Origin of the sequence: Moraxella sp. E33BD, assembly GCF_041807865.1 — a bacterium.
Taxonomy (GTDB): Bacteria; Pseudomonadota; Gammaproteobacteria; order Pseudomonadales; family Moraxellaceae; genus Moraxella; species Moraxella haemolytica.
The window spans coordinates 1-22,015 of record NZ_JBGTZD010000006.1; the positions used below are offsets into that span (position 1 = coordinate 1).

General features: G+C 46.4%; 31 protein-coding genes and 1 pseudogene. 1 reads left to right on the forward strand and 31 read right to left on the reverse strand.

Annotated features, from left to right (window positions below; genetic code table 11):
• The 10 genes and pseudogenes from ACERC6_RS04515 to ACERC6_RS04560 all read right to left on the reverse strand — a co-directional run.
• A pseudogene (locus ACERC6_RS04515) lies at positions 1 to 347 on the reverse strand (hypothetical protein); the annotation flags it as partial.
• A gap of 27 nt (positions 348 to 374) precedes the next feature.
• On the reverse strand, positions 375 to 974 hold the full coding sequence (locus ACERC6_RS04520) for a phage tail protein (protein ID WP_029103142.1): 600 nt from the start codon (positions 972 to 974) through the stop codon (positions 375 to 377).
• Positions 967 to 1,818 carry a baseplate J/gp47 family protein gene (locus ACERC6_RS04525; RefSeq protein ID WP_373627937.1) on the reverse strand — a complete coding sequence of 284 codons (852 nt, stop codon included), beginning with the start codon at positions 1,816 to 1,818 and terminating at the stop codon, positions 967 to 969. The genes ACERC6_RS04520 and ACERC6_RS04525 overlap by 8 nt, the downstream gene beginning before the upstream one ends.
• Positions 1,779 to 2,105, reverse strand: a complete 327-nt coding sequence (locus tag ACERC6_RS04530; RefSeq protein WP_373627938.1) for a hypothetical protein — start codon at positions 2,103 to 2,105, stop codon at positions 1,779 to 1,781. Before ACERC6_RS04530 ends, ACERC6_RS04525 begins: the two co-directional genes overlap by 40 nt.
• A gap of 24 nt (positions 2,106 to 2,129) precedes the next feature.
• Positions 2,130 to 2,480, reverse strand: a complete 351-nt coding sequence (locus tag ACERC6_RS04535) for a GPW/gp25 family protein (RefSeq protein WP_373627939.1) — start codon at positions 2,478 to 2,480, stop codon at positions 2,130 to 2,132.
• A gap of 100 nt (positions 2,481 to 2,580) precedes the next feature.
• Entirely contained in the window at positions 2,581 to 3,126 is a 546-nt protein-coding gene (locus ACERC6_RS04540) for a phage baseplate assembly protein V (protein ID WP_373627940.1), read from the reverse strand.
• On the reverse strand, positions 3,123 to 4,169 hold the full coding sequence (locus ACERC6_RS04545; RefSeq protein ID WP_373627941.1) for a phage late control D family protein: 1,047 nt from the start codon (positions 4,167 to 4,169) through the stop codon (positions 3,123 to 3,125). Before ACERC6_RS04545 ends, ACERC6_RS04540 begins: the two co-directional genes overlap by 4 nt.
• Before the next feature lie 17 nt (positions 4,170 to 4,186).
• Complete coding sequence (locus ACERC6_RS04550) at positions 4,187 to 4,405, reverse strand: tail protein X (RefSeq protein WP_373627942.1); 219 nt, start codon at positions 4,403 to 4,405, stop codon at positions 4,187 to 4,189.
• Complete coding sequence (locus tag ACERC6_RS04555) at positions 4,402 to 5,304, reverse strand: phage tail protein (RefSeq protein WP_373627943.1); 903 nt, start codon at positions 5,302 to 5,304, stop codon at positions 4,402 to 4,404. Before ACERC6_RS04555 ends, ACERC6_RS04550 begins: the two co-directional genes overlap by 4 nt.
• Positions 5,304 to 8,240: a phage tail tape measure protein gene (locus ACERC6_RS04560; RefSeq protein WP_373627944.1), complete on the reverse strand. Its 2,937-nt coding sequence runs from the start codon at positions 8,238 to 8,240 to the stop codon at positions 5,304 to 5,306. Before ACERC6_RS04560 ends, ACERC6_RS04555 begins: the two co-directional genes overlap by 1 nt.
• 46 nt (positions 8,241 to 8,286) lie before the next feature.
• Between ACERC6_RS04560 and ACERC6_RS04565 the strand changes: the two genes are divergently transcribed.
• Entirely contained in the window at positions 8,287 to 8,475 is a 189-nt protein-coding gene (locus ACERC6_RS04565; RefSeq protein WP_373627945.1) for a hypothetical protein, read from the forward strand.
• On the opposite strand, the gene ACERC6_RS04570 is transcribed toward ACERC6_RS04565, so the two are convergent.
• The 21 genes from ACERC6_RS04570 to ACERC6_RS04670 form a co-directional block, all read right to left on the reverse strand.
• A complete protein-coding gene (locus tag ACERC6_RS04570) occupies positions 8,472 to 8,708 on the reverse strand; it encodes a GpE family phage tail protein (protein ID WP_373627946.1) in 237 nt (78 codons plus the stop codon). The two genes, ACERC6_RS04565 and ACERC6_RS04570, sit on opposite strands and share 4 nt — an antisense overlap.
• Complete coding sequence (locus tag ACERC6_RS04575) at positions 8,650 to 8,955, reverse strand: phage tail assembly protein (protein WP_373627947.1); 306 nt, start codon at positions 8,953 to 8,955, stop codon at positions 8,650 to 8,652. Before ACERC6_RS04575 ends, ACERC6_RS04570 begins: the two co-directional genes overlap by 59 nt.
• Positions 8,956 to 9,062: 107 nt before the next feature.
• A complete protein-coding gene (locus tag ACERC6_RS04580; protein WP_373627948.1) occupies positions 9,063 to 9,575 on the reverse strand; it encodes a phage major tail tube protein in 513 nt (170 codons plus the stop codon).
• 11 nt (positions 9,576 to 9,586) lie between these two features.
• Positions 9,587 to 10,975, reverse strand: coding sequence for a phage tail sheath family protein (locus ACERC6_RS04585; protein WP_373627949.1), 1,389 nt, complete (start codon positions 10,973 to 10,975; stop codon positions 9,587 to 9,589).
• Positions 10,976 to 10,987: 12 nt separating this feature from the next.
• The gene (locus ACERC6_RS04590; RefSeq protein WP_373627950.1) at positions 10,988 to 11,494 is read right to left on the reverse strand and encodes a Gp37 family protein; all 507 of its coding nucleotides are present in this window, start codon (positions 11,492 to 11,494) and stop codon (positions 10,988 to 10,990) included.
• Positions 11,494 to 11,961 (reverse strand): gp436 family protein, encoded by a 468-nt coding sequence (locus ACERC6_RS04595; protein WP_373627951.1) that lies wholly within the window; start codon positions 11,959 to 11,961, stop codon positions 11,494 to 11,496. Before ACERC6_RS04595 ends, ACERC6_RS04590 begins: the two co-directional genes overlap by 1 nt.
• Before the next feature lie 3 nt (positions 11,962 to 11,964).
• Positions 11,965 to 12,279 carry a hypothetical protein gene (locus tag ACERC6_RS04600; protein WP_373627952.1) on the reverse strand — a complete coding sequence of 105 codons (315 nt, stop codon included), beginning with the start codon at positions 12,277 to 12,279 and terminating at the stop codon, positions 11,965 to 11,967.
• 11 nt (positions 12,280 to 12,290) lie between these two features.
• Positions 12,291 to 12,620: a DUF2190 family protein gene (locus tag ACERC6_RS04605; protein ID WP_373627953.1), complete on the reverse strand. Its 330-nt coding sequence runs from the start codon at positions 12,618 to 12,620 to the stop codon at positions 12,291 to 12,293.
• 25 nt (positions 12,621 to 12,645) lie between these two features.
• Positions 12,646 to 13,575 (reverse strand): hypothetical protein, encoded by a 930-nt coding sequence (locus tag ACERC6_RS04610; RefSeq protein ID WP_373627954.1) that lies wholly within the window; start codon positions 13,573 to 13,575, stop codon positions 12,646 to 12,648.
• A gap of 26 nt (positions 13,576 to 13,601) precedes the next feature.
• Positions 13,602 to 14,675: a hypothetical protein gene (locus tag ACERC6_RS04615; RefSeq protein WP_373627955.1), complete on the reverse strand. Its 1,074-nt coding sequence runs from the start codon at positions 14,673 to 14,675 to the stop codon at positions 13,602 to 13,604.
• 330 nt (positions 14,676 to 15,005) lie between these two features.
• The gene (locus ACERC6_RS04620) at positions 15,006 to 15,347 is read right to left on the reverse strand and encodes a Mor transcription activator family protein (RefSeq protein ID WP_373627956.1); all 342 of its coding nucleotides are present in this window, start codon (positions 15,345 to 15,347) and stop codon (positions 15,006 to 15,008) included.
• Complete coding sequence (locus ACERC6_RS04625; protein WP_373627957.1) at positions 15,344 to 15,835, reverse strand: gp16 family protein; 492 nt, start codon at positions 15,833 to 15,835, stop codon at positions 15,344 to 15,346. Before ACERC6_RS04625 ends, ACERC6_RS04620 begins: the two co-directional genes overlap by 4 nt.
• Before the next feature lie 66 nt (positions 15,836 to 15,901).
• Positions 15,902 to 16,177, reverse strand: coding sequence for an HU family DNA-binding protein (locus ACERC6_RS04630; RefSeq protein ID WP_373627958.1), 276 nt, complete (start codon positions 16,175 to 16,177; stop codon positions 15,902 to 15,904).
• 71 nt (positions 16,178 to 16,248) lie between these two features.
• Positions 16,249 to 16,881, reverse strand: a complete 633-nt coding sequence (locus tag ACERC6_RS04635) for a DUF3164 family protein (RefSeq protein WP_373627959.1) — start codon at positions 16,879 to 16,881, stop codon at positions 16,249 to 16,251.
• Positions 16,882 to 16,901: 20 nt separating this feature from the next.
• Positions 16,902 to 17,150 carry a hypothetical protein gene (locus ACERC6_RS04640; protein ID WP_373627960.1) on the reverse strand — a complete coding sequence of 83 codons (249 nt, stop codon included), beginning with the start codon at positions 17,148 to 17,150 and terminating at the stop codon, positions 16,902 to 16,904.
• Between the two features lie 9 nt (positions 17,151 to 17,159).
• Complete coding sequence (locus ACERC6_RS04645; RefSeq protein ID WP_373627961.1) at positions 17,160 to 17,387, reverse strand: hypothetical protein; 228 nt, start codon at positions 17,385 to 17,387, stop codon at positions 17,160 to 17,162.
• A 27-nt stretch (positions 17,388 to 17,414) separates the two neighbouring features.
• Positions 17,415 to 18,554, reverse strand: coding sequence for an ExeA family protein (locus ACERC6_RS04650; RefSeq protein WP_373627962.1), 1,140 nt, complete (start codon positions 18,552 to 18,554; stop codon positions 17,415 to 17,417).
• Positions 18,555 to 18,563: 9 nt separating this feature from the next.
• Positions 18,564 to 20,360, reverse strand: a complete 1,797-nt coding sequence (locus ACERC6_RS04655) for a hypothetical protein (protein ID WP_373627963.1) — start codon at positions 20,358 to 20,360, stop codon at positions 18,564 to 18,566.
• A 24-nt stretch (positions 20,361 to 20,384) separates the two neighbouring features.
• A complete protein-coding gene (locus tag ACERC6_RS04660) occupies positions 20,385 to 21,290 on the reverse strand; it encodes a hypothetical protein (RefSeq protein ID WP_373627964.1) in 906 nt (301 codons plus the stop codon).
• A gap of 84 nt (positions 21,291 to 21,374) precedes the next feature.
• Positions 21,375 to 21,662 carry a helix-turn-helix domain-containing protein gene (locus ACERC6_RS04665; RefSeq protein ID WP_046702073.1) on the reverse strand — a complete coding sequence of 96 codons (288 nt, stop codon included), beginning with the start codon at positions 21,660 to 21,662 and terminating at the stop codon, positions 21,375 to 21,377.
• Between the two features lie 79 nt (positions 21,663 to 21,741).
• Positions 21,742 to 21,939 carry a hypothetical protein gene (locus ACERC6_RS04670; RefSeq protein ID WP_029103634.1) on the reverse strand — a complete coding sequence of 66 codons (198 nt, stop codon included), beginning with the start codon at positions 21,937 to 21,939 and terminating at the stop codon, positions 21,742 to 21,744.
• Positions 21,940 to 22,015: the final 76 nt, after the last annotated feature.

Here is a 22,015-nt window from a genome sequence, read left to right on the forward strand (position 1 = left end):
ACCGAGTTATAAGAGCCTGCGGTTACGCCAGAGTTTGCAAGGGTTAGGGCGATATTGGCATTGGCTGACCCATCAAAATTGGCTTGCCCTGTGCCATCGCCTGTAATGGCAAGGGTGCGGGTGGTGGCAAGTTTGCTTGCAGAGACGGCGTTTTCGGTTTTGGTAAGTTTTGTATTGTTAATCACTTCAATCTGCCTTGCCAACTCATTTTTTAGCCACAGAGTACGGTTGGCAAGCTGTCTTGGTGCTCTGTTATCAATGCCGTTTTCCCCGCCCATTACAGGGTCTGAAGTTTCAAGCTGATAAATACCAGCTTCCCAAGTTGAGGTCTCTCTAAGATTTGCCATAATCTTTTCCTTACAAATTAAAGTCGTTTAAGCTGTGCCACGAGTATATCTGCCATCTCGGATGATTTTGCCATTATGCCGAATGCTTGCCTGTGTAAAATCAAGAGCGGACAAGATACAGCGAGCAGGAGCAAAGGCGGACAAAGTCTTTCTAAGCAGGTTCGCCTGTTCAAGGGTAATAGGTTCGTGAATGATAATGCGGTAATACGCCCAGCGGTCAGAATGCCCATAGTTATAGACACCATCTCGCCTTGTGATTTCGCCATTATGTCGTTTGCCACCAAAGCCCTCTTCAAGCGTGGCATTGCCAAAGCCAAGTCGTCTGACAATCTCCTTGACTGCCCACGGCGTGCCTTTATAACGGTGCAGGTCATACGCCCCTTTGATGAGATTTCGCCTTGCTTCATCGCTCTCGGCAAGCCAATAGCCATCTACCCCCACCACGCTCATACTGTCTGCCAAAATCGGCAAATGTGAGCTGTCCACAAGGTCAATCAGACGAATTAAGAGCTTATCTATCGGCAACTCATCAAGGGCAAGCCCCAAATCCGCCAAAGCGGTAAAGGTTTGCTCTTTGGCGATGACATCGGCATAGATGAGCGAATTGTCAGTTAAGGTATCAGCCATCGGTTTGCCCCACAATGCGGATATTGATGTGATTGCAAATAGCAACCATGTCAGGGGCAATGGCTGTCAAGGTAGGGCTAATCAGCTTAACATCATAAACGCCCGCCACTTGCAAAGTTTTGGCGATGTTTAGGGGAACGACATCTTGCCCCAATTTGCTTTCTACTTCCTGCTTATAGGCATTAAAAGCACTTTTGGCATTTGCTAAGACTTCATCAACATTTGCCCCTGTAAAGGCGGTCAGCTCAGCATTTAGGGTAAAATTAACCACTTTGGCACTATTGACCGTTACTGTATCGCACAGGGGGCGTACTTTTTCATCATTTAGGGCTTTGGCGACCTCACGAATTAAGTTATCCGAGATGGGCATAGATTTGCCCAGCAAATGCACCGCCACCGTGCCACCAATCGGCTCTCCTTGGCGGTCTTTGGCATTGCCCACATAGACATCAATAATCTCTTGGCTAACAGAGCGAGCAAAGTAGGCATACGCCCCCTTTGAGCCTGCATTAGAAAACCGTTCAAAGGCAAGCATAATCCGCTCTCGGTAGCTGTCGTCATTTTCCACATCAACCCCATTTTGGCTAATGGTGGTATTTTTGGCGGATACGGTAACGGTGGGGTGTGGGCGAGTTGCCAGCGTGCTGATTTGCCCTACGGCATAGCCATTGCCCACTGTGCCTGTTTGGGTACAAACGGCATTTAAGCGAATGCTTGGGCGGTTTTGGCTAAGCTGTCCGCTCTCTGTGGTGGCAAAGGCGACATTACCCGCTAAAACTTGTGTGCCTTTATTGATGTGAATGGTTAAATTGCCGATTTCAGAAGGATTAACACTAAATTCCAAGACAGTATCCGCAGGCTGGCGGACAGGCGATGTGTGCCAAAATCCGCCCCAGCGACATCAAGCATTAGTCCTGTGGCGTATGGGATATGTTGCTGGCGGTAGGCTTCGTTGAGCTGTTTTCGTAATAGCAATTCACGAAACGCAAAGGTGTTGATGAGCAGGCGTTCAATATGAGCAGGTTGTAGCACTTTGCCTGCTCGGTGTTCGTAGTCTTTGATTGTCTGGCTTAAAATTGTGTCAATGTCATCGTCCACGATTTTAAGATTTTCTCGTTTTGGTAATGCCACGCCTTGCCCCTATGCTCTTATGTTTTAAAGTATAAATTCGCTTTTATAAATCTCACCCTTAACACCGTCCGCCACTTGCCAATCCAGTATCATCGTCAGGTGCGGTGCTTGCCCTGTAAAATAAATGTCTTTGATGGTGGCTCGTTTTTCCCAAGTTTGCAGTGCCAAATGAATCTCACGCACCACATTAGGGATTAAAATGTCAGTCGGTGCGTCCAAATAATCCAAATGAGCCGAGCCAAAGGTCGGACGCAGGACATCAGAGCCTTTTTTGGTGGTCAAAATAATCTCGATACAGCGATGAATGTCGTCAATGTCAGTCATTGCCGTGCTGTCGTGTGAGAGTTGCCAATGGCGGTGGTTGGTGGTTGTCATTTTGACCTACAAAAAAAATACACCCAAAGTGATTTAGGTGTATTGTAGGGGTTTTGGGTAGTTGGGTCTTTTAAAGGGTTTTAAGAAAAATACGGATAAATCAAGGCGTGCCTGTGCGACTGTTACCACCAGCAACCCCACCGTGCGTGTGCGATTTTAGGCTGACCCAACCGCCCACCACATCTATACTTGCGGTAAGTCTCCCTGTTACCTGTACATTGCCTGTGATGATGGCGCTTGGGGTGTCAAGCGTTACTTGCTTGGCGGATTTTATCAGTAAATCGCCATTTGTCTCTATGATGATTTGTCCGTTCTGGCGGTTGTGGCTAATCGTGGTGTCATTACTAAATCGTTTGACCCACAGCTCGCCATTGCTGGTTGGTGGGGTATCTTGGTCATTATAAATCACGCCAAGCACCACACCGCCATCGCCACCTGCGTTCATCAGGCACACACAAGTCGCCCCCACATCGGGCAAGGCGTAGAACTGATTGCCACCCGCTCCCATTGTGATGACAGGGAGCCAGTCGCTTGTCATGCCGTCCAACGCACCCAAAATGACTTTCACTTTGTGGCTGTTTGGGTCAATTTCACTGACTTCGCCAAATTGGAGTGTGGCGGACAGGTTGTTATGGGCGTAGTTCATTGAGTATTTTCCTGTGTTTTGTTGTCTTTTGGGTCAATATATTCCAGCATTTTAATCTCAATCATGGTTAAAAAACCTTGATTGTTTAGTGTATGGCGAGCCTGTTTAACCAGATATTTACCACTAAATTTACCAAAATCAGTCACGATAATCGTTTGTCCAGCCACCAGCATGGCATTGCCCACCAATTCAATCTCCCCTGCAATTTGCTCATCGGCTTGATGTTGGGCGTGGGCATTTGCCATTGCTTGTGCTTCGCTGTCTGTGGCATTGTTGGGGGCGGTAATTTTTAGGGTGTCGGTGGTGGTAGGTTTTACCCCTTTTCTTTTGGGTTTGGGCTTGGCGGTTTTGGTAATGGTTTCTTTCTTTTGGGTGTTGTAGGTGGAGACTTGTACTTCACTTGGTGTATCTTTGATAACATCAAAAAAACGCACATCGATGACCGAAGTTTTATCCAGCACCGCCACCGCTTTATTTTCGCCCAGTTTTTCATTATCATAAAAGACCAAAGTTTTATCCACAATCTTAAAGCTATGCCCATAAGTTTTGGCAAGGCGGGTCAAAAATTCCACATCTCGCTCTTGATACTGCGTCACAGTGGTGATTTTAATATCACGAATTTGCCCTGTTACCGACAGATTTAGGCGTTTTGCCACTGTACGGACAATGTCGGCAAGGGTGGTGTCTTTATAGACTTTGGCTTTGATGGTGCGATTTGCCTTACTAATGCCTGTGGAGAGTGCCTTTAACACAACAACAGACGGTGGATAGCGGTATTCAATCTCGCTAATCTCGAATCGTCCCAATGCCACAAGCTCGCCTGTGTCATCTGCCAAATACAGCTCCACGCCATCGCCATTATCGGGATACCAGTCATACAACCAGTCGCCATCTACATCTTCAAGCGTTAAAGTAATCTCGTCTGATTGGTCAGACAGATAGTCGGTATAAGTGATCTCCAAAAGATAAGGCACAATGGCGTTTGTGATGTCTTTTTGCTCATAGATGACGGCAAATTTGGGCTTGTCGGTATTTTGTATCATTGTTAATCCCTAAACGGTCAATCTCTAAACCAAGGGGGTAGATTGGTGTTTTTGGCTTGTGATTTTTGAATAATCGGCACAAAGACAGTCGTGCCTGCGGTCAAGGTCTCAGATAGAGCAAGCTGTGGATTGGCGTCGATAATTCGCCCAATCTCATCTACTGTTCCATAATAACGATGAGCAATTAAATCAAAGCGGTCGTGTTCATTGCAGGTGTGGATTAGTACGCTACTCATCTAAACAATCCCCCAGTTTTTAATCCCTTTAATGGTTTTTTGCTGGCTATTTTGGCGGTGAGCTTACTGACGGTGGATTTGCCAATGCTCATTGCCCCCATTGCACCTACAAAAGCGGTTTTTGCCTGTATCAGATCGCCACTTTGCACCGCTCCGATGCCAACACCCACCTTGCCCAGCGTATCAGATACCGCACTACCAAAACCACCCATGCCGTCCAATTTATCAGCATAAGCGGACAGTGCAGGAATGTTTGATAAATCTTTGATAATGCCTGTGCCGTCTGATACGATTCCTGATAAGGTCAAGGCATAACGAGCGGGGTCGTTGTGAAATTCGCCAAGCAAGGCGATTTTTGCTCCAATGCCATCAAGCAGTCCTTCGCTTCTGTGCCATGCCCCCACATCTGCCATTAGGCTTGCTGTTTCAATGTCTATGGGAGTATTGATACTGTCATCTTTGATGGATAAGAGCGGCACGCTGTCCATCGTGGCAATGGCTGGGGTGGGATTTGGGGTGGTAGGGTCGCCGATAAACTCGGTCAAATCCACATCGATGTCCATAGCCAAAGTATCACCTGTGTCGTTTTGGGCGATGGTGGTGACCGATAATTTGTCAATGGTATAAAAGCCAATCATCTGCCCTGAGCCTGTTACCAATGCCTGTGCGTCTTGGGAGATAAAGGCTTGGTGCAGGGCTTGATACTGCCCGCCTACATCACCCAGTCGCCAATGCAGTCGCAGGCTAAATTTGAGCTTGTCGAGAAGTAGCCCCAAGCCTTGTGTGCGTGGCTTGCCCTGTATGACTTCGTGATGGACAAATTTGGCGTCATGCGTGGTAGTCAAAGCGGTAAAGCTTTCTGTGGCTTCAAAGGGGATTTGCCCCAGCATGGCGTACATCAGTAAGCTCTCCGTAATTTATCTTGTTGCATTCTGGCGAACATTTTTTCAAATTCGGCTTGTGATAACTGCAAGGCTCTTTCAATTTTGCCCACATCACCGCCACCTGTGTTAATGGTGGGATTAAAATGGATGGTAATGTTGCCTTGATGATTGGCATTGGTGGCGTTGGTGCTTGTCATTCTTGCTTGATGTTCGCCCACGCTTGTGCTGATTTGGGCGGACAGATTGCCCATTTTTGCCCCAAAGTTTGCCGTTACGCCACTTGCAACAGAGCTAATGGCGGATATGGGCTTTTGACCGCCTTTATCAATACCAATCGCCAAGCCTTCGGACACCCACGAGCCAAACTGACGAAACACACGGCTTGGGCTGTTAATGCCAAGCATTCTTTTGGCGGTACCAGCGACATTGCCCACGGTGCTACTAATCGCCCCAACCACAGCTCCTGCCATTGATTTGATACCACCAATAAGCCCTTGAATGATATTGACCCCAAAGGTGCGAAAGCGACCGACAAGTCCGCTTAAAAAGCCCCACACAGCAGAAAAAGCGGTAGAGAATGCAGAAACTGGGCTAAATCCACGAATGACCGCCATTAAGCTATTTACTGCTCCAACAAATACCGCTCTAATGTTTGCCCAAATCGCACTTGCCACACCGATGACCGCACCAAGCACACCCGCCATAATGCCAGACGGATTAAAGGATGAAAGCAGCGATGAAACAAAGCCAATCGCCCCCATAAAGACATACGACACGCCTTGCCAAATGCTAACGGCGGTACTGATAATCGCATCCAATATGCTTGCCCACACCCCAATAATGCTTGCCCCAATTTGGATAACAGTGGTCAAAATGCCAATAATGACACCGCCTACCGTCTGCCCAAAGGCGTTGGCACTTTCTGCCCCTTGCTCGGATTGGGTAAAAAATGCCAAAAACCAGTCTAAAATCGGCTGAACAAAGGGTGAAATGCTTGCCCACAATCCCCCAAAAATCCCCACCAAACCGTCAAATACGCCCTGCAATGGGGTAAATGCTCCCATTATGGTCTGCCAAAGTCCAGAAAATGTGCCTTGTAATGGAGCGACCCCTGCCATAATGCCGTCCCACAGACCCAAAAAGAAGGAGCTAATCGGTGTCCAGTATTTATAAACCACCAATGCCACACCCACCAACGCAAGGGCAAGCCAGCCAATCGGTGTGGTCAAAAGAGCCCGACCAAAGCCCATGACCGCCACTCGCAGGATATTAAATACGCCAGAGAGTGAAACAAGCCTACCAAAAGCGGAAGTTAAGGCGGTAATGCCTGATTTGATGAGGTTAAACCCACCTGTAAACAGACTAATCGCAGTGCGGGCTTGACGAGCGGATAGCCCAAACAATCGCAGGGCAGATACAGCTCTACCCATTTTAAATAACTGAAACGATGCTGATAGTAGTTTTAATGTGCCGGCTGTACGAATCCCTATACCCATGATACTTAATAACCCACCAAACATTAGGTTAAAAGCAAATCTAGTAACCAGCGAGCCTGCCTTAAAAGCAAACAATGCCGCTGCCACCTTAAACAGTGTGCCAATCAGCTCAGGATTGGCTTTAGCAAAGGCAACAACCTTTTCGATGACGGGTTTTAAGTCGTTAATCAGCCCATTTAACGCAGGTAGCACTACCGAGCCGATACTGATACCCAAGGCTGTCATATGACCTTTTAGGGTTTGTAGATTATTGGCGGTGGTTTCGGCTCGAGCTTCATATTCTTTATTCATTGAGCCTGCGTACTGTGTGCTGTCAGCGACCTTATCTAGGTTATCTTTTAGGGTGTCCAATTGCGATAATAACGGAGCGATGGCAAGCAGGGACTCTGAGCCAAATAGAGATTCTAGCACTTGACCTTGTTCGTGCTTCTCGAGTTTTGAAATGGATTCTAGGACTTTAAGGGTTGTGCCTTCTGCATCTTTCTGCATATCTTTGGCAATTTGCTCATGGTTGAGACCTAGTTTCTCCCATGCTTCCTTTTGGCTTTTAGTAGCATTCTCACCTTTGCCTAACGCCAAAAACATATTCTTAATGCCAGTAGCAGCAACTTCATCTGCAACACCCATACCACGAATGGTCGCACCAACCGCAGCAATCGCACCTGCCGATGAACCAGCCACCTCGCCAAAAGCACCAACCCTTTGGACAATATCCATAATGCTTTTGGCAGCAGCTGGGGTATTATTACCCAAATGATTGATTTGATCGGCAAGCTCCACCACTTGCGTTTGGCTCATACCAAAAGCCGTTCGCATTTCAGCCATCGACTGACCTGCCTGCTGTGCTGAAACATCAAACGCCACACCCATCTTAACCGCATCGTCAGCAAATTTCATGAGCTCGCCTCGAGCGATGCCTGACTGACCGCCTAATGCTACGATTTGGGCAATGTCATTAGCGGACATGGGACGGATGGTAGATAGGTGTAGAATTTCGTCGGATAATTCTTGAAATTGTTTTTTAGCAATAACAGGATTATCGCCAAAATCCACCACTTTTTTGACATCTGCCATTGAGCTTTCAAAATCAATGGCAAGTTTGACAGGGGCAGCGAGCGTCAGTCCTGCCCCAACCAGACCCATGACTTCGCCCTGCATATTGGCACGAGCTTGACGGTTGTTTTCTAGGCGAGTTTGGATACCTGCTTGCTGGACGGCGTTCATTCGCAAGTCTCGCATTGTCCTACCCAGCTGATCGTATTGGCGTTGCAATCGTGGCACGGCAGTTGATGTGCCTAGGCGATCTATCTCACCCCTTAACCGTCTTTGCTCATTGCCTAGAATATTTGAGCTGCGGCGAACGCTGTCTAGTCCGCCTGTCAGCGTGCGAATGGCAGACATCGCCCCACCAATCATGGCAGAGGCACTAATAACAATTGATAATTCGGTTGCCATAAGGTAAAATGTTCCTAAGTTCTTTTAACCAGACAAGGGGCAAGATATGGCTTGGCTGATGATACCTTTTATGATTTTGATGTTTTTCTTGGTGTTGTTCGTTGTCCTACTGCCTTTTGTTGTGGCGACTTTCATCTATGACCAACGCCAAATCTCAAAACGCAATGAGCAAGCTATCAAGAAAGACTGGGAAAGACTGATGGTAAGACTTGATGACAAACAACAAATCTCCTAACCTCCACCTCTCCCATATCCCGCCTTCACTTGGCGGGATAGTTGTTTTAGCCAGACATCAAAGTCATCAAGACTTAGCTCATCGATGGTTTGGCTGCTCCACCCATACCACCACGCAAGGTCAGCGATGGCATCATAGAGCCTATCTAGCCAATTAAGGTCAGGCTTCTTGCCCTTAGAGTTCGCTAAATTTGCGAAAAGTGTCTTGGATTTGTTTATAATCTGCGGTATCAAGCAAATCCAAATCTTCTGGAATAAGTCCTGTCAGACGAGCAAATAAGGCAAGCTCCTGCTCCATCTCGTTTTTAAGTTGTCCAACCGCTCGCAAATCACCCACTTTGGCATGACGCATTTTAAGCTCGCTCACCGTTTCACCCAGTCCATTTTTAATGGGAAATTTAAGCACAATCATGGTATGAGTGTTTAGTTGCTCGGCAACAAGGTGGGCGGGATTGGTGGTGTTTTGATTTTGGCTTGACATAACAAACTCCGTAAATAAAAGGTTAAAAAAATACGCTCATCAAACGATAAGCGTATTTTAGAGAGTTTGGGCTTTTGGGTCTTTTAAAGGGTTTTAAGAAAAATCCTTTAAGCACCAACCACCCTGCGAAAGTTCGCCAGTACATCAGCCCCATTCACACGATACTCATTTTTAAAGGCGTTAAAATAAAACACTTCTTTACCGTCCACCAGCTGTCGCACTTCGTGGGCTTGGAAAGTACTGGCAAACTCCGCCTTTTCTTTGGGTTTATAACTTCCCAAAGGATTTTTGGAGAATGTGCCTGTCAGGATTGTAACCAGTGGCACTTCCGCCGCCAAGCCTTGTGCGTCGTGCTTTTGAATGTCGGCACGCACCATCAGCTGCACCGCCTTAAATGGGTGATAGACAGTGGCAAAGACATTTTCATAAAAGCTGTTCCAAGTAATCTCGCCTTCTAGTGCTTCTACGCCTGATGGTAGTTTAATCGTACCGACCAGTCCAAGACCCTTGTATTCATCTTGACTGACTTCCACATCAGGTAGCTTGATTTCGCTGGCTTGACCCAGTAGGCTGTTACCATTGACATAAATGTTGGCGTTAAAAATGGCATTAATTTGCATGGTTTTTCCCCTTATTTTTTACCAGTCAAATTGACCAAGTATTTTCTTGTCATTACGCTGGCATTGGTAATGCGTTCGGCAGGCAGTTTTGGTGTGTAGTCATAGACGAGCGGAATTTGCCCTTTGCTAAATGCGTCCACAAGGTCGTATTCATAATCCAATGACACCGAGTAGCCAACAATGGATTTGAGTGTGCCCAAATAAGTGCGAATGCCCTCGATAAGGCTATCAATTAACGCATCATCAATCGGTCTGTCCACATATTGCAGCTCAAACTGGCGGATAGACTCATCAATAATATCGCCTGTGCGTTGTGCGACTTCAAAGTTTTTGATATGGCTGATAGAAGGAAAGCACGCCAAGCGGTTGCCCCACGCCCGAAAGCCTGTGCCATAGCTATTAAAGACGGTGGTAATGCCTTTTTCATTTAGGCGGTTAGTCTCGCTTTGTGGGTCATCAATGCGAGCGGTGAGCGGAATTTCTAAGGCGGTTACGCCAAGCAGTTCGTGGTTAGATTTTGAATGCCAGTAGCCTTTGTCCACATCCACTTTCATACGCAGACCTGCCAAATGTGTGGCAAGGTGTTCTGTGCCCAAAATACCCACGACATACGGATAGCACAGCTCGGCTCTATCGCTACTGGTGTTAAAGTTAATCGTGCCAGTCGCCCCACGCCCTTGTAGGACGGCAGATAAGCTGGTTCCTTTGGGGGCGTTGATGTAGGCGATGGCATTGAGCTTGTTTGCCATGGTAATCATCGCTAAGCTTGCCGTGGCGGTCTTATCATACTCTGGCACGATGATGATTTTAGCATCCGCACCAAACTTACCAAAGCCTTCGGTTAAAAGCTCCAAGCCTGTGCGTTTACCACTACTTGCCACAAATCCGCCCAAAATATCCGCCTCAGTAACTTTGGCAGGGTCGGTGTAGGTGTAGCTAATGGTTGGGGCAGTGGGGCGGGCGTTAAAGGTAATCTCGCCTGTCAGCGTGTTAATGGTGTACTGGTTGGAATTTAGCACGGTTTGACCGTCTTTGACGGTATAGCCTCGTTGAATGGCAGGATTACGGGTTTTGGCGGTTAAGGTATTGACATCCACGGTCAAGACTTCATCCACCACCACTGTCTTGTGGCGAGCAGGGTCGCAGACATTAACCACATAAGCAAGACCTGCTTTGTAGCGTGTCCAGATATGACCAGCGTCAGGCAAGGTAAAGCCTGCACGGGTCGCCTCGTCTCCGCCAAATTGAGCAAAATCTTTGGCGGTTTGGCATAGGGTTAGCACATTGACATCACCAATGGGAGCAGTCCCCACAATGGCGGTAATCGCCCCATTGACGGTATAAACAGGGCTAGAACCACCGTCAATGCGTTTGGTTTCGGTGCCGTGATGAAAAGACATAAAATACTCCTTTTAAGGGGTTTTCTTTTTAAGGGTTGAATTTAAAGGGTCAAAGGGGCGTCTTGTGTGAACTTGCACCAGTTTGGGACGATTGTCGCTCTGACAGATTTCCACGCTTTGGGTCTTAGTGCGTATCTTTAACTCATATTGCCACGCCCCTCCGTCTTGATGCAGATAGCGTTCACTGACCAGATGAATTTTGTTGCAATGCTTAGGGCGAAAGCCTGTGATGACCGCTCGCACCTTGTCAAGCAGGGCAATCGCCCCCTTATCGTGGTGTACGCCACGCCCAAAGATGGTGAGTGAAAAGGTTAATTTACGAGTTTGGACAATGGCGTGTGTGTCGTCCGTCATCTCATAATCCGACCCCTGATAACCAATCAATACCTCCCCAACAGCGTGAATAAAGCGATAAGTGGCAGGATTATCAGGAAATAAATCCACTTCTATGCTTGGCAAATCCTGACGGAGCTTTTCTCGCACACTTGCCAAAATCGCCAAAGTAATGCTGTCTGTCATCAGTAACCACTCCAATCACTCTTGCCACGAGAGCGTACTCGGTACGCCCCACGCTCTTTGTGTAAGGCGTTTTCGTTTTTGGTAAGGTCGGTGGCAAATAGGTGCATTTTGCCATTTTGAACAAGATTTAACATTTTTAAAGCATCGTCATAGGCGGTTTGCAAGGTTTTTGGCATTTCGCTGGCGTTAATCCGCCGTTTGTGTAGCCAATAGCGGGCAATGTCGCCACACCAAGTATTCAGTAGCGTTGGCACAGATTGCAAAGGCAGAGCATAACGCCCCGCCAAATAACCGTCCGCCACTTGGCAAGCATGGCTGATTGCCTTATCCACCACCGCCCAATCAGGCTCGATGTCTTGATAATCATAATGATTGGTAAGGTCATCACGACTAAGCTGGATAAGCTCTACCTTGCTACACAAGGCAATCATATCCTCACGGCTGATATAAGGGGCGGTGTGGTTCATTGGTTAAGCCTTTTTACGAGTGGGTTTTTTAGGCTGGGCAGTTTCGGTGGTAGCCACTTCATCGCTTGCTGTGTCGCCATTAGCAGTTTCGTCCACTTCTGGGGCGATTTCATCAGGTGTTGTTGGCTGTGGCTCAAAAACTGGCTCGGATACAGGTTCATCAGCTGACTTATCTGACACATCATCAAGTAGCGTGGTGTGGGCGGATACTTGGGCATAGACATCATCAGTCAAATCAATCACTTGACCTGTGTCAATACGCACCAGCTCGCCATTTTGTTCTAAGATTAAAGGGGTATTTACTTGGACTTTTTTCATTGGTTTTCCCCTTATCTTAATAGGACTTTGACAGGTTCATTTGCACCGCTTGCCGATGACAAGGCGAGAAATTGCCCTGTTTCGGATTTAATGGCACAGCCTTGGGTGTCTGAGCCGACTTTGTCGCCTTGGGCAATCGCACCGCCAGATTCCACAATGCTTACACCCAAAATTTCTACCGCCACGGACTCACCTTGTTTTGCGTCCACAGGGACAATGCCAAAGATAGGTTCGTCAGCGGTGGCTTGTTTACCTTTGGCGGATACAAAACGGTTGCCGATAAGCTCGCTCATTGCCAGCATCGTTACAGCGACAACAGCAGATTTGGTCGGATTTGCCATTGTTATTCTCCTTAATTTTCAAGTCTTAAATCACATTTTCAAATAAGAAACCGCACGCACCGCCCACGACAGCAGCCTTACGAATGTCGGTATAACGCACATATTGCACCTTACCACCCACATCATCATATCTGTCCACGACAGGTAGCCCACGACGGCGGAAAGTATAGCCAAACGCAGGTACACCCTCGTCATTACCGCTTGGTACTTGGTCTGGGCGGACGATAAGGCTAGCAAAATTGCCCCAGATTGGGCGGGTTTGCTTGTTGCCCACTGGGATAGATACCGCATTACCGATTAAAATTTCATCAAGTTCTAACAGCTCTTTAAGCGTGGCGACATTGAGCAGTGGCTTATTGGTACTGTCGCTAATCAGCGAGCGAAGTTTGGCACTTCGGCGGATTTGGGTGTAGACCTGACCGCTTAGTACGAGCGTCTTTGGGGTTACGCCTGTGGCACTTCGCACCTGCTCTTTGGCATCATCAATAATGGTCTGAATATCAGCATCATCTGCTGTCCACTTGGCGGACGCAAAGTCCTTGCTGTGAGCATTGGCATAGACCGATTTTGTTTGTATAAGTCTTGCGATTTCTGCTTCTTGGCGAAGTTGCACCCCTTGGGTGACACGGCGGGTGGCTTTGGCGTGTTCGTCAAACTGGCTCTCGTGCTGTTCACGGTAGTCCACGCCTGCGGCTAAGTCGTGTTCTTCTAGCACCACAGGCATTGTCGTGGACTTGTCCAGCGTGATGATGTTGCTTGCTGCACCGACCGCTCGCTCGGTCTCATATTCCACCAGCGAACCCTTGCCAAAAATCGGCACTTTAATACCTTCTTTATCGGTATAAACCACAGGCATAATCTGCTCGCCAATAAAATCCGACTGCATATAGCCCAAAGCAAGATTGGTTAAAACTTCGTCTTTGCCACGCAGATGTGATAGATGTGTTGCACTCATCATATACTCCTAAAATTATTTTAAAATTAAGCCGTACGGCGGGCAGCTTCTTCATAACTGATGTTTTCGGATTTCATCAAGGCTGTGGCTCGCTCGTGGTGGGACATATTTTCGCTAAAACTTACCGTGCTTTTGGTAACTTTGTCGGTCAGGTGTAAGTGCTGTTTTGGCAAGTTACCTAAAAATTCTTTAAATGCCGCCGCCAATGACTTTTTGTCATCGCCCTCGCCAAAGTCAGCGGTGGTATCGTTTGGAAATTCGGCAAAGTTTAACACTTGGGTTAATAGCTCCTTATCACAGGGCTTAATTTTGCCTTCTTTGACCAGAGTTTCGGCAAAATTGGCATTGACGGTATTTGCCACATCTCGCTCTTTTTTGGCTTGCTCAGCTTTAAACTTAGCAAGTTCTGCTTCGGCTTTTTCGGCTCGTGCCAGTGCTTCGGTTACATCTTGATTCATTGTATTCTCACTTTGGTTGCTTTGGATTGGGGTGGAATTTAGGTCATTGGATTTGCCTTCGCCATCAGTATCGGTTTTTGGTGGAGTGTTGGTGTCCACGCTTGGATTTACTGCGTCAGCTTGATTTGCAGGAGCTTCACTAAAATTAAAAAATCTGGCAAAGATACTTTTAATATCAAAGACAAGTTTTTCACTCTCGGACAGCTCGCCAAAACTGACAACGCCATCACTGCTGTCATTAAAACTGACAGGCGATAAGCCCTTGACCGCAGGAGGCAACGCTCCTAAAAACCCAATATGGCGTAAATACCAGTTATCAGGCTTAGGGTTGCTTGGGTGTTTGGGTGGGTAGAAGCTGGCGGAGAGTTTCTTATAACGCCCTTGTTTAACTAAGTCCACAAAGCCTGCGTCCATTTCGCCAAACTGGGCATACAGTTTGTCGCCTTTGGCAGACAAGGATTTGACCCAGCCATAAGCGGGAGCGTTGTCATCAGGGTGTCCGATGACGATGGGGGCTTCGTGAAAGCTTGGATTGTAGCCATTTGCAATGGCATTAAGGTCGTCAGGCGTGATGGTAACTTCTTTGCCCGAGTTATCGGCTCGTGTGCCAGCGATAAAGATTTCGTGTTGTATGGTTTGCATAACAAAATCCAATGTAATTTTGGGCTATTATGCAATACTTTGAGGGATTGGTCTTTTAAAGCGTTTTAATGATTTATTTGCTAGGCACAATCTTGTATAATATGTTTTGTCTAACGACATTAACATAATTTCTACTATTGTAGATAAGCGTTTTAAGAAATTCGGTGGATACATTAAGGATTTTACTAGGATTTGAAAATGGGCGATTTTAGGGGGCGATTTTAGGGCTTTTAGGGCGTATTTGGGGTGATGTGGGGATTTGGTGGGATAAGGGCGTTAAAAGCGGTTTTGACCGTTTTTGACCGCCTTTTGTGGGGCGTTTGGATAACATCAATCGTCCCACAAGGAGAATTGGCGGGTATTAAACTCAAATTGGCGTTGTTCTTTGATGATGGTGTAAATGCGTTGCAAGGTTACACCATACTTTTTGGCAAGGACTTCGTGGTTGTCGCCTGTGAACTCATCATAGATTTGGCGGTTACGGCGGGCGGCTTTGCCAGAGATGTTTTTTGGAATGTACAAATTCTCACCGCCAAACTCATCAAGCACGGTGTCGGTACTCTCTTCGGCAATGGCGATCGCCTGTGTCTTATCCACGCCTTGACCGAGCAGGGCGTGATAAATGATGTCATATAGGGCTTGACTAAATTCGTGTTGGCGGGATTTGCTCATTTTGACTTCCTTTGGTTAAGTGTTGGTTTGGCTTGTTTTTCTACCCGTTTACGCCATTTTTTTAGGCGTTCTATGACATTGCTGGCTTGCTCACTATCCAAATCATCTATGGCGGTTTGGGTTTGATTTTTGATATAAGTTGCCAATGCTTGCTCACTCTCATTTCTAATCGCTCCCAATGCGTGTAAATCCAGCCACAGATGGCGGATAAGTTTGATTTGTTGTTCTATGTCAAGACTTGCCTTATCGTCTATGGACTTTGGGTCTTTTTTCTTATGTGTTACCACAAACCCAAGCTTTTTTAACCTTGCCAATACCTTGTTTAATTCACTGATAGTCATCGCTTTGGTGCTGTCTTTGCCAGTCATTGCCACAAGGAGCGAGCGGTAAGTGTCGTCATCAAGGCACAGTTTACTTTTGCCGATATGGATAAGCTGAATGAGTTTGGGCTTATTTAATGCAGTTCGTTTGGTTTTATATTGGCTCATTTAATTTTCCTTAATGGGTAATGATAAGCAAGGCTTACCCCTGCTTATCATTTGGGCTTGGTGTGTTTAATTAACCGCTTCTTTTAGTCCTTTACCCGCCTTAAACGATGGGACTTTTTTGGCTGGAATTGTCAGTTTTTCGCCTGTTTGTGGGTTACGACCTGTGCGGGCTTTGTGGGTTTTGACAGCAAACGAGCCAAAACCTACCAGATTGACTTCACCACCCTTTGCCAGTTCGTCTTTGATGCTACCTAGCACCGCATTAACGGCATTCTCGCATTGTTTTAGGGGTAAGCCGTCCATTTTGTCATAGACAGATTTAATAAGTTCTTGTTTGTTCATAATATGTTACCTTTTAAAGTTGGTCTTTTGGGACAATGACAAGGCGACCAACTCTTGCCATTGTTTTGAAGTTAAAGATTGGCAAAATCAAGGCTAATTTGCTGATATTTTCCGTATTCATCTCGCTCATAGAACCGCATATATTCTTTTGATGAAATGACTTGGGTGGCATCACTGATAGCTTGCATTGCTTTTTGCCATTTGTCATCTGTGATGTTTAGGCTACGCAAGGATAGCACTCGGCGGATATTGATTTTGCCTTCCTTATCAACAGCAAAAGCATTGTCAATAATGGCTTTGATGTTGTCGTTGCTGTCGGCTGTCCACTCACGCAGACATTCGTCAATCAAGGATTTTGCAACCTGCAAGCGTTCGTCAAACACAAGGTTATCTTGGATAGCAATTTGCACTTTGTATTTGCCGTCAAAGCTCATTAAAGACACATTGCCCTTTTTACCGCCAATATGAGTATCGTATTCTTGGGCGGAGAGTTCCACGAAGTTGTGAAATTCAGCAAAAAACTGCTCTTTGATAGACCGCATTTGAATTTGGAGACTTAGGGCTTGTTTGACAAGATTGATGACAGTTTCGTCTCTTAGCTTGTCAATTTCCTTGATTTTATCAAGGGGGATAAGGTGTCCCTTGTCGTTTAGACGGTAGCCGTCAGGAATGGCGGTATTAGCAATTGGGGTTTGTTCAGTCATAAAATACTCCGCAGGTTTGGTTAAGTTAATTCAAGATAACGACATTGCAAAGTGTGAGCGGTCATAAACAGTCGCATTTTTAGCAGGTTGTCGTCATTGTCTTGGTTGAGTTTAAACAACTCATTTTTGGCTTTTGTGATGGCATTGATAAGTTTGTTTTTATCAAGCTCGCCATTTTTGATTAAGATTTGCAAAGCCTCATCTAGCATGAGCAAGCCTAGCGAGTTTTTGGCATAGGTATTATCATCAATGTGCAAAATCATTGGCATAACACACTCCTACAAGGTCAGCACAAACAACATGGCAATCATCAACACCATCACGCAGATAAGTAGTAGGATAATCCAACCTGCTTGACGGTCTTGACGGCGTTTAATGTTTGAAATATCAAAGCTCATACCATCTAGCTCTTGGCGTTTGTCTTGTAAGATAAGATACTGACCAACCGTTAAGGGGTTGGCAAGTTTTTCTGGGGTGATGTGTGTGTTTTTGGATTGCTGATTCATGGTTTTTTCCTTATATTAAACCCAAGTTTAGATACTTTTGATGATGTCGCCATCTACCTTATCAAAACCCAAATAAACGGTTTCGTTCATAGCGTGGGCGACTAGGTTATTGACCGCCAAAGGGTAGAGCAAGCTATGCTCGTGCGTGCCAGCTTTGGTGCGAGACTTGACGGTTAGGCGTTGACTGATGGCATCAAGAGCGGACTCATCTAGGATTTGTTTAATATCGCCTCCTGCTCGCTCAAATTTATGCTTTAAGTAACCCGCCAATTTACCATCGGTCAAAGGCTCTAAGGTGGCAATCTCACAGCGTTGCACCACTTCACGCACGGTAGGATTATTTTCAGCCAGCTTGGTGGCAAGCTCGGTCTGTCCAATCAGCACAATGCCAAGCAAGCGGTCAAATCCTGCTTTTAACTCATGAAAGCGTTTTAAATGTTTTAAGGTGGGAATGGGCAAACCGTGAACCTCCTCAATGACAATCAAGTGGCGATTGCCCGCCTTGTGGCTTTCGGTCAGAGCCTTGTGGATTTGACGAAAGCGAGCCTCTGGGCTTCTTTTGGGTTTTTCGCTTGGGGCGACCGCTTCTAGGATAGCCTCGGCAATGTGTACCGATTTTAAGGTTTTGCCCTTGATGTCATTATCCTCCATCGCCAGCACATACGGCTCAATGAGAGTGGTGGCTTTTCCGTCCTTAAAAAGTCGGTCATGTAAGTCTTCACGCAGAGTAGATTTGCCTGCACCGCTCTCGCCAATGACCGCAAGAAACCCGCCATTACTTGCCACATCATATAGGCGTTCACGGATATAGCGGACATCATCGGATTTAAAAATATCGTCTGATGAGCGAATTTCGTCATCAAAGGGGTCTTTGGCAAGCCCAAAATGACGGCGAGTTTGGGGGTTTAGGGTGGATTTTCTAAGTAGCATAAGTTCATCCTTATCTTGACTTATGGGAGTTTTTGGGTTTTGGCTTTGGGTCAAAATGCTTGGCACGCTGACCCCATTTTTAATAAAATGGTTGGCAAGATTTACCTTAAATTGTTTGGTATTTTTGCTTGGAAACACACCGTGAACCACAGCATTGACAAGAGCCGTTTTGCTGACCCCCAGCTCATTTGCCACGGCCTGATAAGATTTTCCAAGCTCGTTAAAGGCAGTTTTCATTCCTAATCCTTATGCAATTTTTAAAATCGTTTTTAGCACGCTACTTTCACTCAAAACCTCAAACACTTCATCAAGACCACTGGCATGAATGCCGTTAGGATAGCGTTCTTGCAGTACCTTGACCGCCAAGCTCCAATCCGCCCCCAGTTCCTCTAAGCGTGGTTTTAATTGCTTGGCGATGTCCACTTTTGATAAGACAGGCTCAGCAATGGTTTTTTCATAGCGACCATATTCCACGCTCTGCACGCCTTTTTTGGGCATAAACAGCGTGTTATCATTGTCAAGTACTGTATCGTTGTACTTATAGGGGTCAAGTTTGCCATCAAAGGGTAGAGCCTTGGCTTTGCGTTTGATTTGTGCTTGTTCAAGCGTATCCACTCCCATCGCAAGTTTTTGCAATTCTTTGGCGTGTGTTTGGGCTTTGGTGTCATTGTGAGCCTTATAACCTTGACCCACGATGATGGCACTTTCACGAAAGCCCATCTCGTCAAATAGCACTTCTGGCACAGCCACCCAATTCTCGCCAACACCATCCGCTGTCGGTACGCAGACCCTAGCACCGTCCACTTCCCACGGATTTTGGGCGACTAGGATTTTTTGTCCGACAAGTACAGGCAAGTTTGAGACATCATACACCTTGCCCTTGTAGCGAATTTCAAGCTCTGGGGTAACTTTGGCTTCTTTTGGCACAGACAGGGCGAGTGATTTGCAATACTCGGCTGGTGGGGCATTGACAAGCTCATCAGATTTAATCCTACTCCACGCCCCATAGCGGGTCATGCCGTGGCGTGAGTGAATGGCTTGCCCATTAAAATAGCGTAGCCACTTATCACAAAGGGCGTTTAGAGTATCAATGTCGCTCACTTGTACAAACTTTAAGCCACTTTCAAAATGCGTCTCGACAATGTCGTTGGCTTTTTCTACCTGCCCTTTGGCTCGTGGATTATTGGGCTTGTTGATTTGCACCGCCACATCTAGGGCTTGGCATAAGGTCTTAAAGGCGGAGCTGGTGTTAGCCGAACCAGGGTCTAGCATAACCATCTTTGGTACGCCACGGATGGGGTCTTTGCCGATGTCAGCTTTGGGCGACATCATACGAATAAAAAAGTCGCACAAATTTGCCGAAGTCTCCCCACCAAAATAATAATGACAATACACTGCCCCACTGGTGTGGTCTGTGCCTGTGTACCGCCAGACACGGTCATTGATGATTTTGACAACATTGGCAGGCTTGTTCTTATAGAACTCATCGTGGCTTGCCACACGCAGTCCTGTATCTTTACCCGCTCGTGGCAGGTAGTACAAAATGCACAAACTGGGGTCAATTTGCCACAGATGATTAGGGTGCAAAGACTTCATAGACACCACAGGATTGGGCTCTAACAGTTGGTCTGGGTGCAGATGATAGGCTTTTAGCCCACGCACAATCGCCCCCACCGACAATGCTGTGCCGTCTGTATGGCACGCCTGTATCATACCGCCCGCACGAAGCATCGTTACCGCTCGCTCCACCGTCATAATGCGTTTGCCATTTTTTCGCATACCCTCCATCACCACGCTACTAATCAGCTTGGCATCATCAAGGGTCAAAGTCATCTCGCCTTTATCACTTCTTGCTTTGCGAGTAGGTTTGACCGCCACACTTTCTAGCTTGCGATACAGTGTTGAGATGCTCATACCCAGCTCGTCTGCTTTGGCTTTTAGGTAGCGTGATTTTTCGCCACGCCCTAGGTTTTGGACGGTTTTGGCGATTTCGCCTAGGCGTTCTATCAAAGCTGGGTTTGGGGCTGTATTATCGGTTGCCATTGTTTTGACCCTTATGATTGTTTATTACACTTCGTCTTCTGAATCATCAAAAGGCAACGGCATATCTCTATCATCCGCCCCCATAGGTTCATCTTGTGTTAGCCAAACAGGGACTTCGCCTGTCGGAACATCCGTTGGTAGCAGGTATTGCCCACGAAGGATTTCACAGTCTAGGATGAGCTGATTGATAGCCCCCACCATGAGGGCGGTATGGTCGCTTCCGTGTGCTTCTTTGTGAGCGACAAGACCATCAAAAATATCTTTTAATTTGCTAATCTCGGAGCGAGCGGACACTTCTGCACTTGCCAGTTGTGCAGACAGTTCTCGTGCGACATCGGCAGGCTTGGGCTGTTTGTTTTTATTTTTAGCAAGTTTTTCGGCAAGCTCATCAATCTTGGCATTTTTCTCGCTCATCACCTTGTCTTTGGCTTTGCTGTCCTCACGGGCTTCACGGAGGGCTAGGCTTAGCTCTTTGATGGTCATTCTGTCCACATCGTCCAGCGTATTACCATTAATATCGCCACCTTCGGCAAGCTCCACTAGGGTGTCGTCATCTTCCACCAAAAGCTCAAGCAGTTTGGATTTGCCAAGCGTGATGAGCTTAGGCTGGGCTTTTTGCATTTGTGGGGTGGCAAAGCGTTTGGTGGCATTCATTAGGCGTGTAACTTCTTTTGAGTGTAGCCCCAATTCTTGTTCAGCAATTTCACGAAAACGACCGTGTTCAGTATGTTCTTTTAGTACAATCAAAGTTTTTCCAAGCTCAAACATACCCTCTAAGGTTTTGACAACCGCTTGGCGACCTCGTTCAATCCAAGTCGCTTCGTTATACACCTCGCCATTACCCCATTGCTCCATCACCTGCATACTGTGCAGGGCTTGTTGGTTGATGACATCAGCGGTGATGACTTCTACGCTTTCAATTTCACTCATTTTTGATACCTTTTGTTGATGTTAATTTTGAAAATGGACGATGTCGTCCATTTTGCCTAAAAATCCCGACATCAGCACTTTTGCCTAATAGCCGATACCGACATTGCGTTGAATTTCGTCCATTCTTGCTTTTAGCCTCTCGTGCTGTTTGCGATAGTTTTCAGCGATTTGCAGGGTGCGGATAGAGTAGGCATAGTTGCCATTGTCCAGTTTTTGCACCAAGCCCTCACTGATTAAATCCGCCAAATCACGGCTGACTTGGGTGGGGGTAAATCCTAAGTTATCGGCAATCTCTTTATTGCTAATCCCAATCAAGGGGTGGTTATGCAATGCCTTAAAAACTTGCAGGATACGAGTACCTTTACCGCTCATATTTTTACTCCAAAAACCTTATAAAATAAGGGGTTAAATTGGTAAAATGTGCAAATTTGTGCTAAAATATACCGAAATTTTAGACACGCATTTCGCCCTGTTTTAAGCCAAAAAACACCGCAATGTCGTGCGAACGCCCGAAGTGTCCTTTGGCTTGTCCATTAAAGACTTTATACACTTCTTGGGGTGTCCAGCCTTGCTCACGAGCAACTTTGGCGATAGGAATGCCTTTGGCACGGTACTCGGCTTTGACCTGCTCAACGGTTTTGGTAGTCATAACAACTCCTATGGTTAAATGTGTGATTTAAGATAAGTTTGTGTGATGTGTATATGATAGTGCAGAAATCTGCACT

Bases quoted from the DNA above. Each gene is read 5' to 3' on its own strand.
- ACERC6_RS04580 (WP_373627948.1), bottom strand. From the start codon at position 9,575: ATGCAAATTAATGCCATTTTTAACGCCAACATTTATGTCAATGGTAAC.
- ACERC6_RS04550 (WP_373627942.1), bottom strand. From the start codon at position 4,405: ATGAGTAGCGTACTAATCCACACCTGCAATGAACACGACCGCTTTGAT.
- ACERC6_RS04575 (WP_373627947.1), bottom strand. From the start codon at position 8,955: ATGTCAAGCCAAAATCAAAACACCACCAATCCCGCCCACCTTGTTGCC.
- ACERC6_RS04650 (WP_373627962.1), bottom strand. From the start codon at position 18,554: ATGAAAACTGCCTTTAACGAGCTTGGAAAATCTTATCAGGCCGTGGCA.
- ACERC6_RS04585 (WP_373627949.1), bottom strand. From the start codon at position 10,975: ATGTCTTTTCATCACGGCACCGAAACCAAACGCATTGACGGTGGTTCT.
- ACERC6_RS04660 (WP_373627964.1), bottom strand. From the start codon at position 21,290: ATGAGTGAAATTGAAAGCGTAGAAGTCATCACCGCTGATGTCATCAAC.
- ACERC6_RS04605 (WP_373627953.1), bottom strand. From the start codon at position 12,620: ATGGCAAATCCGACCAAATCTGCTGTTGTCGCTGTAACGATGCTGGCA.
- ACERC6_RS04540 (WP_373627940.1), bottom strand. From the start codon at position 3,126: ATGAACTACGCCCATAACAACCTGTCCGCCACACTCCAATTTGGCGAA.
- ACERC6_RS04620 (WP_373627956.1), bottom strand. From the start codon at position 15,347: ATGAGCAAATCCCGCCAACACGAATTTAGTCAAGCCCTATATGACATC.
- ACERC6_RS04545 (WP_373627941.1), bottom strand. From the start codon at position 4,169: ATGATACAAAATACCGACAAGCCCAAATTTGCCGTCATCTATGAGCAA.
- ACERC6_RS04635 (WP_373627959.1), bottom strand. From the start codon at position 16,881: ATGACTGAACAAACCCCAATTGCTAATACCGCCATTCCTGACGGCTAC.
- ACERC6_RS04535 (WP_373627939.1), bottom strand. From the start codon at position 2,480: ATGACAACCACCAACCACCGCCATTGGCAACTCTCACACGACAGCACG.
- ACERC6_RS04655 (WP_373627963.1), bottom strand. From the start codon at position 20,360: ATGGCAACCGATAATACAGCCCCAAACCCAGCTTTGATAGAACGCCTA.
- ACERC6_RS04645 (WP_373627961.1), bottom strand. From the start codon at position 17,387: ATGAATCAGCAATCCAAAAACACACACATCACCCCAGAAAAACTTGCC.
- ACERC6_RS04600 (WP_373627952.1), bottom strand. From the start codon at position 12,279: ATGAAAAAAGTCCAAGTAAATACCCCTTTAATCTTAGAACAAAATGGC.
- ACERC6_RS04670 (WP_029103634.1), bottom strand. From the start codon at position 21,939: ATGACTACCAAAACCGTTGAGCAGGTCAAAGCCGAGTACCGTGCCAAA.
- ACERC6_RS04665 (WP_046702073.1), bottom strand. From the start codon at position 21,662: ATGAGCGGTAAAGGTACTCGTATCCTGCAAGTTTTTAAGGCATTGCAT.
- ACERC6_RS04520 (WP_029103142.1), bottom strand. From the start codon at position 974: ATGGCTGATACCTTAACTGACAATTCGCTCATCTATGCCGATGTCATC.
- ACERC6_RS04640 (WP_373627960.1), bottom strand. From the start codon at position 17,150: ATGCCAATGATTTTGCACATTGATGATAATACCTATGCCAAAAACTCG.
- ACERC6_RS04590 (WP_373627950.1), bottom strand. From the start codon at position 11,494: ATGACAGACAGCATTACTTTGGCGATTTTGGCAAGTGTGCGAGAAAAG.
- ACERC6_RS04610 (WP_373627954.1), bottom strand. From the start codon at position 13,575: ATGAGTGCAACACATCTATCACATCTGCGTGGCAAAGACGAAGTTTTA.
- ACERC6_RS04625 (WP_373627957.1), bottom strand. From the start codon at position 15,835: ATGAGCCAATATAAAACCAAACGAACTGCATTAAATAAGCCCAAACTC.
- ACERC6_RS04560 (WP_373627944.1), bottom strand. From the start codon at position 8,240: ATGGCAACCGAATTATCAATTGTTATTAGTGCCTCTGCCATGATTGGT.
- ACERC6_RS04615 (WP_373627955.1), bottom strand. From the start codon at position 14,675: ATGCAAACCATACAACACGAAATCTTTATCGCTGGCACACGAGCCGAT.
- ACERC6_RS04630 (WP_373627958.1), bottom strand. From the start codon at position 16,177: ATGAACAAACAAGAACTTATTAAATCTGTCTATGACAAAATGGACGGC.
- ACERC6_RS04595 (WP_373627951.1), bottom strand. From the start codon at position 11,961: ATGAACCACACCGCCCCTTATATCAGCCGTGAGGATATGATTGCCTTG.
- ACERC6_RS04565 (WP_373627945.1), top strand. From the start codon at position 8,287: ATGGCTTGGCTGATGATACCTTTTATGATTTTGATGTTTTTCTTGGTG.
- ACERC6_RS04555 (WP_373627943.1), bottom strand. From the start codon at position 5,304: ATGTACGCCATGCTGGGGCAAATCCCCTTTGAAGCCACAGAAAGCTTT.